Origin of the sequence: Tropicimonas aquimaris (genome assembly GCF_042676185.1) — a bacterium.
Classification (GTDB): domain Bacteria; phylum Pseudomonadota; class Alphaproteobacteria; order Rhodobacterales; family Rhodobacteraceae; genus Tropicimonas; species Tropicimonas aquimaris.
In genome coordinates this window covers 1-8,097 of sequence record NZ_JBHTJT010000047.1, presented here as the reverse complement: position 1 = coordinate 8,097, position 8,097 = coordinate 1, and the positions used below count along the sequence as shown (strand labels likewise).

Annotated in this window: 6 protein-coding genes; 3 read left to right on the top strand and 3 right to left on the bottom strand. The window is 57.7% G+C overall.

The window, feature by feature from the left end; all coding sequences use genetic code 11:
* The coding region (locus ACFQ2S_RS19455; RefSeq protein WP_386077054.1) for a DUF7507 domain-containing protein at positions 1-1,544 on the top strand (1,544 nt) is incomplete at its 5' end.
* Between the two features lie 120 nt (positions 1,545-1,664).
* Entirely contained in the window at positions 1,665-2,405 is a 741-nt protein-coding gene (locus ACFQ2S_RS19450; protein ID WP_386077052.1) for a SapC family protein, read from the top strand.
* Between the two features lie 19 nt (positions 2,406-2,424).
* Here the strand turns inward: ACFQ2S_RS19450 and ACFQ2S_RS19445 are convergent, their stop codons facing one another.
* The 3 genes from ACFQ2S_RS19445 to ACFQ2S_RS19435 all read right to left on the bottom strand — a co-directional run bounded on the left by ACFQ2S_RS19445 (position 2,425) and on the right by ACFQ2S_RS19435 (position 7,299).
* The gene (locus tag ACFQ2S_RS19445) at positions 2,425-4,770 is read right to left on the bottom strand and encodes an Ig-like domain-containing protein (protein ID WP_386077051.1); all 2,346 of its coding nucleotides are present in this window, start codon (positions 4,768-4,770) and stop codon (positions 2,425-2,427) included.
* A 425-nt stretch (positions 4,771-5,195) separates the two neighbouring features.
* Positions 5,196-6,062: an SMP-30/gluconolactonase/LRE family protein gene (locus ACFQ2S_RS19440; protein ID WP_386077049.1), complete on the bottom strand. Its 867-nt coding sequence runs from the start codon at positions 6,060-6,062 to the stop codon at positions 5,196-5,198.
* 403 nt (positions 6,063-6,465) lie between these two features.
* Positions 6,466-7,299 (bottom strand): GNAT family N-acetyltransferase, encoded by an 834-nt coding sequence (locus ACFQ2S_RS19435; RefSeq protein WP_386077047.1) that lies wholly within the window; start codon positions 7,297-7,299, stop codon positions 6,466-6,468.
* A 326-nt stretch (positions 7,300-7,625) separates the two neighbouring features.
* Here ACFQ2S_RS19435 and ACFQ2S_RS19430 point away from each other — a divergent pair.
* On the top strand, positions 7,626-8,097 hold a 472-nt coding region (locus ACFQ2S_RS19430; protein ID WP_386077056.1), incomplete at its 3' end, for a nucleoside deaminase.

The window sequence follows — 8,097 nt, the reverse complement described above, 5'->3', positions numbered from 1 at the left end:
CCGACGACGATCCGGCGGACATCACGCTGACGCCGACGGCGTCTTTGGAGCTTCTCAAGGACGGTGTGTTCAACGACGAAAACGGCAATGGCTTCGCGGATGTCGGAGAGACATTGAGCTATACCTTCGCAGTCACGAATACTGGCAACGTGACGCTATACGACGTGAGCATCGAAGATGACATGTTCCCGTTGTTTGGCGAGATCACGCCGGTAGCCGGTGACGGCGACGGTGATGGCGACGTGGATGTGCTCGCTGTGGGGTCGGTCGCCAATTTCACTGCGACCTACACGCTCACGCAATATGATATCGACAGCAACTTCACAAACGAGCCGGATGTTCCGGATCCAGAGAACCTTCCGGATGGCACGAAAAACGACGAGTTCCTTCTTGAAAACTTCGCCGTTGCAACCGCCTATGATCCAGACGGTGGCGCCGTCACTGACGACGACGACCATGAGGAGCCGCTGATCCAGAACTTCGGACTTATCGCGCCCACGGGAACGTTCGCGTGCGATTATCTGTCCGGCACTGCGTTGAGCTTCCAAGATTACTACGATGGTGATCCCGGGGACGACCTGAATGGTCAGATACAATACACTTACCGTGCCAAGGGCGACGTCGTTTCCGCAAATCCGGGGGTGTTCTTCTACTACACCGGCCTTTCTGGAGCACTGAAGGTGGAGGAAGCCAGCGAAGACCTGGTGGTTTCAATCAATCAGGATGTGACCCCAGGCGAAAAGAACGGCGATTTCGTAGAGTTCGACTTCGTACCAGAGGACGTGAAGCTCTGGCAGGTTGCCGACACGAACTTTGACGGGGAAATCCAGTGCGATGAGGTACAGCAAGTCCAATTGTTCGACGATGCCCTTGGGGATCGTAAGGACAACTCGGACATTGAATTCGATGGTGGCGATGTCACGATCACCTACAAAGATGCCGTGTCGTCAATTGACGGGGCCGAGGTGTTCTATGTTGTCAGCACGAAATATGAAACATCTTCTCTTGTTGGTCAGAAACTGAACAAGGACACTGGCACCTATTCGTTCGTTACCGAATACGAGGGCGTGGAGATCGAAGGCGGGCAAATCGAAGCTGCGCCGAAACTGGCTGGGAAAGGGAAGAACAAGCTTACCCTCGAAGACGCTCCTACCGAGGGTGGCGAAGTTCTCGATGTGGCATCACTCGAAAGGGTGATGGACGCGGCGATCGACTATTGGGACGGCCAAGGCCTAACCAAGAGAGAACTCGCCAGGCTCGAGAAGGCCCATGTCCGTATCGACGATCTCGGTGATAATGTTCTCGGCAAGACCAACGGAACCGTTGTGACCATCGATGATGATGCTGCCGGGTATGGCTGGTCGGTTTCGCTGGATGGGGTTGAGGAAGGCAAGGTCGACCTTCTTTCAGTGCTGGCTCATGAGTACGGACATGTGCTCGGCTACGACCACAATGACATGGGCGACAGCCTGGGAGTTGGCAAACGGGATCTGCCGCTACTGGATCTCGATGGCCTCATTGCGAACGACGAGTTCCTGTTCTGAGGACTGGTCGTGAAGTGGGAGAGACGGGCGGATACCAGATCGCCCGTCATTCGAAGGAAGTTTGTGGACTGACTGCACCAATCTACGGTGGCGGTTGAATTGTAAATATTGGAGAAGTTAATGACTAAGCACTCTCTCATCTATGAAAGACCCATGCCATTGTCCAAGGAGCGGCATGCATCGTGGTCTGTCAAACAAGGCGACGACTATGGTTTCTCGCGAGACGTGAACGCAGTGCCATTAACGATAGTGGAATTCGCCATAGCGGCGCGTGAGTACCCGATTGTGTTCGCCAGATCTGGGGAACAATACTCGGCCAGTGCTTTGCTTGGGCTTCGCAGTGACGAAAACCTGTTTCTGGATGATGCCGGAAAGTGGCTTGGGTCCTATGTGCCCGCATTTCTGCGCCGTTATCCGTTCGTTTTTTCGCATGACGCCGAGAGTGAAACCTATACTCTTTGCATAGACGAAGGATCTGTACTTTCCGGTGGCGAAGTAGACGGTGAACGCTTGTACGACGACACTGGGGGTGAGTCTCCGTATTTGAAGCGCATGATCGGCTTTACCAAGAGCTGGCAGAAGGCTTTCCAGGAGACTCAGGCATTCTGCCGACGCCTCGACGAGCTGGGGCTCATCACTGACAGCGAGGTTTCATTCAACCAGCCCGATGGCCATCGCGCGAAAACGAGTGGTTTCGGATCGGTGGACAGGGAGCGCCTGAAGTCGCTTGGCGCCAAGGCCTTGACCCGGTTGATGCAGAGCGGTGACCTTGAGCTCATCTATGCCCACCTGCTTTCGCACCGTTCGCTCGACAACCTGTTGCATTTGCTGCCGGACGAGGAAGCGCAGCTCCTGCATTGACCGTCCAGTTCTGCCAGGTCTAGGCCAGAAGCGCGAGCGGGTCGTTCGCCGTTCCGTCGATCCAGAAGTCGTCCTGGTCTATCTGGTCCGTCGTGATCCCGGCGAGAAGCAGGGTGTCGTCCCCTAATGACAGGAGGACGCCTCTGGTCGTCGATGTCATTTCGAGATCCGTGAAGGCGCAACCGGCGGCAGTGAAGTCGAGCATGTCGAGGCCGTCCTGGAAGTCCGAAATCGTGTCCTCGCCCCAGCCGGCACCAAAGGCATAGATGTCTGCGCCTTCCCCACCGGTCAGGCTGTCGTTCCCCTGACCCCCGGCGAGGCGGTTATTGGCGTCATTGCCGAGGAGCACGTCATCGCCCGCGCCTCCGAAGGCGTCTTCTATACGGGTTCCGTAGGCAATTCCGATGTTGTCCGACAGCGGGTACCAGCCGTAGGCCTTGCCTGCCGTGCTGAAGGACCCCGCTTCGAGATTGAGGGTCACCCCTGAAACGGAAGAACTTGCATCGATCGTATCGTGCCCGCCGTCATCCCAGATCGTCATGACATCGTCATTCGAGGCATTGACCAAATAGGTATCATCGCCGGACCGGTCCTCGCCGACGCCGTAGAGATACTGCAGTGCTGCGATGTCGTAGACCATGTATGTGCTGGGTTCGACCCCGGCAGTACCGGCATGTTCCATGTACGACATCATCGTGAACTGTCGCGTATCTTCCGGGTCGGGCAACGCGGGTGACTCGTGTGGATGCTTCAGTCCGAGAGCATGTCCGATCTCGTGGAAGATGCGCATGTATCCGTCCCCGCCGGGCTCCAGGTCCGCGTTTGACGAAACCGTGCTGTCAATCCAGATGTCGCCGGAAATGTCCGACAAGTTCCCGGGGAGATATGCCCAACCTGCACCTCCGGGGAGATCGGCGTTGCCAAAGGTGAGTTGAGCCTGACTCGGATCGCTCACTTCCGCGAAGGTTATGTCGGTGAACGAAGAAATCTGTTCGAGGGCCTCAAGGGCAACGCTGCGCTGTTGTTCCGTAAAGGGCTCGAAGCCCTCACGCTCAGATGCCGAGGCGCTATAGTAACCAGGGACGACATCGAGGAAGCAGTAGGCGATCGTGGTCCCGGTGCCCAAGGGCTGATCCGCATTCCATCGCAGCGAGGTCTCACCCGTGCCTTCGGCAAGCAGCGCATCCAGAACGTAGTCGGGGGCGTGTTCCACGTCCGGGGCATTCAGGTCCGGCTCGCCAATGAGTGTGAGGCTTACCGTTGCCGTCGAGGTGCCGCCATGCCCATCGGTCACGGTGTAGGTGAAGCTGTCGCTCTGCGAGGCGGGCGCGCCGGCGTCATAGGCGGCGGGCGCCTGGTAGGAGAAAACTCCATTCTCATCGATCGTTACGGTTCCGCCGTTCGCGGTGGTGCCGTCATATGTCGCGATCGACAATGGCTCGCCGTCGGGATCGAGATCGTTGTCGAGAAGGCTGCTCGGGCTTATGAAACCGCCTACTCCATTGACTTCGAACTGGTCGCCGATTGCCTGGGGGGCATCATTTACAGGGGTGATTTCGAGATGGATGGTTCCGGTAGAGGAGTTTCCGAAGGCATCCGTCAACGTGTATTCAAAGCTGTCCGTTCCGTTCGCATTTGGGATGGGCGTGTACGTGATCGTCCCATCAGCAGCGATCGCAACCTCGCCCAGTTGAGCGCTGCCGACGGCTGCAATCGAGAGTTGGTCGCCCTGGTCATTGGCAAGGACGTCGATCGAGATCGTGGTGTCCTCATCGAGAGATACGAAGTCATCCTCGGCAACCGGAAGAGGCGCGGGGTCATCCGGAACGGGGTTCGATGGAAGGAGTTCCGCTATCAGCACCTCCCGATCCGCGAATACGAGCATTTCCACGTCTACGAGAATGTCTGTCGCGACGATCTCGCCGTTGACATAGGAACTGACGTAGATCCCGTCAGTTCCAATTTCGATCAGGTAGTCGCTGAAATCGCGGTCGTAGATGGCAATATCGAAACCATCTCCGCCGTCCAGCAGGTCATTTCCGTCACCGCCGTCAAGGACGTCGTTCCCGCCGAGCCCGTAGAGCTCATTGTCGGCATCATTGCCAGTCAGCGTATTGGCAAGGTCATTTCCTGTCCCGGAAATTGCTTCAGCACCGCTGAGCGACAGGTTCTCCACCCAATCCTGCAGTTCGAAACTCACCGACGTTTCGACAGTATCCGTACCGCCGTTTCTGCGTTCGACTATCTTGATGGCCGGGTCGTCGACGACGTAGAGATCATCGCCCTGGCCGCCGGCAAGTTGGATGGTGCCAGTGTCCGTGTCGAGGACATCCTTGCCTTTGGAACCCCTGGTTGGCTTACCCATCTGCGCCTGCCTTTCAAAAAACCGGCAGGCGCTGCTTGCTCCTCAAGCTTCACCGATGCCCGAGCCGCCACGCCGTTTGGGTTGCCGTTAGGGAAGTGTGGCGGCGGCAAGAAAGCTCTCTGAGTTCTGTGGCAAATCTTGGACCCGAATCTGTCGACACGTTGGCGGGTGCCGCTGAACAAAGCGGAATCTCAGTATCCGATGAGCGGTGCGAGGAATTCGTCTCTTAAGTTCGGGGATCGCTTCACGCAAATCCCATTGGCATCGAATTGTCCCATTCGGTCATGCCCCGGGGAGTGGTGTAGCTGAGGTGGTCATCCGGTAGTCTTGATCAGACGACTTCGCTGAGCCCCCAAGGCTGACGCGCACGCCTTACCTGAAGGTGTCAGACAAGTCATCGTCTGAGGTTGTCAGAAGTAAAGTGCCTACTCGATCCGGTAGGCAACAAGCGAGTTGCTGAGCATCATCGGTACGATCAACAGAGACTGGCCGGGAATGAATTCGAGGTCAGCGCTGCCCATATCAAGGTCAAGCAGCATCTCGTACTTCCCGTCATCGGCGATGCGGTAGACTGCCCCGGCGATCCAGTCCGAGACAATCCAGTTGCCCTTGCCATCTGGTTCCAGCCCGTCGAGGTTGCCGACGGGGTCGCCGGAACCCAAGGACTTCACGCTGCCGTCTTCGACATCCACCGTAATGAGATGCCCGCCAGTCTTTGTGGTGAAGTCTTCCTGCAATTCGAGGCCCCAAGGCGCCACGAGCAGTTTGCCCTCGCGCATGTTCAGGCCATTGGGGTGCTGCAGCGTTTCGCCTTCCGCGAGAATGGAAAGCTCGCCGTCGACCAGAACATGGATCTTGTCAGCAATCATATCGGAGACGAAGACCCGGCCTGCCCCATCGAGCGCGGTGTCGTTGAGAAAGATCGCGCCTTCTGCTGCCCAAGTCTGCGCAATTTCACCCGACTCGATGTCGATAGCCACCAGTCGGTCAATATCGCTTACATATAGAGTGGTGCCGTCGCTCACCAATCCCTTGGGAGCGTCCATGCCAGTGACCCATTGGGCTTCCAGCATTTGTCCATCGGGACTCACACGCGAGATGTATCCGTTGCCGTCCTTTCCCGTCGGCTCGCCGTTGACGTTGGAGACATACAGCGTGTTGCGCGCCTCATCAAAAAGAGCGCTTTCGGGTGCCTCGAGACCTTCCAGCATCCAAACCACTTCCTGCGCTGCCGCAATTGAACCGATCAGAGATCCCGTGGCAACGACTGCCGCTGCTGAAAACAATCGCATAGTATTCCCCCCAAATGATGTGGAGCCAGTGTGAGGCTATCTTACTTTGCGTCAATCCGGTATTAGAGGCACCCGTGCAAATCTGGTCGATCTGGCAAGGAGCACGAGCAAGTAGAAACCGGCACGCTGCCGGATGTATCGAAAGTCGGTCCTCGGGGAGGTCTGCTTCGTTCGCGTCTTCGCCGGTTGTTTGAAGTTGCCGACCGTCCGCAGGTAGCTGTGGCAGGCTTAGATGGCGTTCCGGCCGTCGCCGGGCTGGTTTGAATAAAAAGTCTGCCAAACCTCGCCATCAATCGTCGGTTTCGATCGCATGGCTGATCAAAGCCCATTTGGGACGTCAGCGCCATGTCGTGGAAAGGGAGACGGTGACAGATCCAGATCGGAGGCCGGACAAGCCCGGGCTTCAGTGCTGGAGGTAGGTTTGGTAATCGAAAACCTTCCGGAAGCCGATCTTCTCGTAGATCGGACGTCCCATGGTGGTGGCCTGCAATGTTGCCAGTCTCGCGCCGCGCCGCATGCCCTCGGCCATCGCGTGAAGTGTCATCGCCGTGCCAATGCCGCGCTTCCTCGCGTTCGGAAGTGTGGCGACTGCGTACACGCCGGCGAGACCGTTGGTCATGACCAGCGAACTGACTGCAACTGGCTCTCCGTCGAGATAGGCCGTGAAGCGGGGCTGATCTTCATAATGCTCAACCGGGATCGTGGCCTCGCAGGTCCCCATCGCCACACCGAGGCTGTCTTCCATTTCAAAGGCCGCGATGGTCAGTCGTCCCCACTCGCGGCGTTCCTCCGTGCCATTGGCCATCGCGATAACCATCCCATCGATCTGCGTGTGGTGAGGAAGATCGGACAAGTCCACGAGCATGGCCGGCTGGGGGTCGGTCGGTTGAAGGCCCGCTTTTTCGAGATGCGCACGCAGTTCTGCGCTGTCCGCCAACGGGCCTATGCGCCAAAGAACCGGTACGCCGTCCGAGTTCGCGCAGTCCTCCGCGAGCTTAAGAGCCGCCTCGACCGTCGCAGGGTCGTAGCCCGAAAGGATTACGCTGTTGAACAGGCAGTGAGGTATCGCTGTCCGCATGAACAGGGCATCGCCCAGCCTCTCGTGCCGCCCTCCGCCGGACAACGCATAGGTCCCCCAATAGTCCATAACGCTTGCGTCCAATTGGGTGACAAGCGATCTGTCAATCACCATCTCCAATCCCTCAGACAGAAGTGCCTCAGGCAGAACCTGGCGCATTGGTACACCATCACCGATACGGCGGGTCTATGCGCTCAAAGTCTATGAGGTTTTGGCAAAACCGCAAATCCCACGAGTTGAGGTGCCCACTGGCCCAGACTCGGGAAAATGACAGGATCGACCGGATCCCGGACATCGGCCCGAAATCAACCGAAAGTCGCCGATGCGCAGTCAGCCGACCAACGCGTCAGTTTAGGCGCTTGTCGTGTCCAACCCGGCGCCCTTGCCGACATTCCTGAGGTTCGCTGCGAGTACAGCTTGAACCGCATTTTGAACTCGACATTCGACAAGGTGGCGAGAACCAGACGTTGTTGTTGACTTTCGCCATGGTCAGGTCGACGGACAACGCCAACCTGCTGGCGGGTCAGTCTTCCCGATTTTCGGAGAGGATTCGTCGTGGTAATCTCCGAAACAGCAGCGTTCGCATTTTTTGTTGCCATCACAAACAGGGTAGGCTGCTCCACATGACCCGCGACCAGATGATTGCCCACATTCTCGCCGCCAATGCCGTTGCCAGGAGCGCCGCAGCGCACGGTCATCATCCGTTCGGCGCGGTACTGGTTGGCCCCGACAACACGGTGCTTATGCGCCAGGGCAATATCGACACGATGCATCACGCTGAAACCGAGCTTGCGCGGCGAGCCGCGGTCGAGTTTTCGCCCGAGTTTCTCTGGACGTGCACGCTCGTCTCGACCGGCGAGCCGTGTGCCATGTGCACCGGTACGCTTTACTGTGGAGTGCCCCATCTGAACTGGTCCACCGTTATGTTTAGGAAACGGAGGACAGAGAATGGCGAAC

Coding starts and splice junctions, on each gene's coding strand:
- ACFQ2S_RS19450 (WP_386077052.1), top strand. CDS start 1,665: ATGACTAAGCACTCTCTCATCTATGAAAGACCCATGCCATTGTCCAAG.
- ACFQ2S_RS19445 (WP_386077051.1), bottom strand. CDS start 4,770: ATGGGTAAGCCAACCAGGGGTTCCAAAGGCAAGGATGTCCTCGACACG.
- ACFQ2S_RS19440 (WP_386077049.1), bottom strand. CDS start 6,062: ATGCGATTGTTTTCAGCAGCGGCAGTCGTTGCCACGGGATCTCTGATC.
- ACFQ2S_RS19435 (WP_386077047.1), bottom strand. CDS start 7,299: ATGCGCCAGGTTCTGCCTGAGGCACTTCTGTCTGAGGGATTGGAGATG.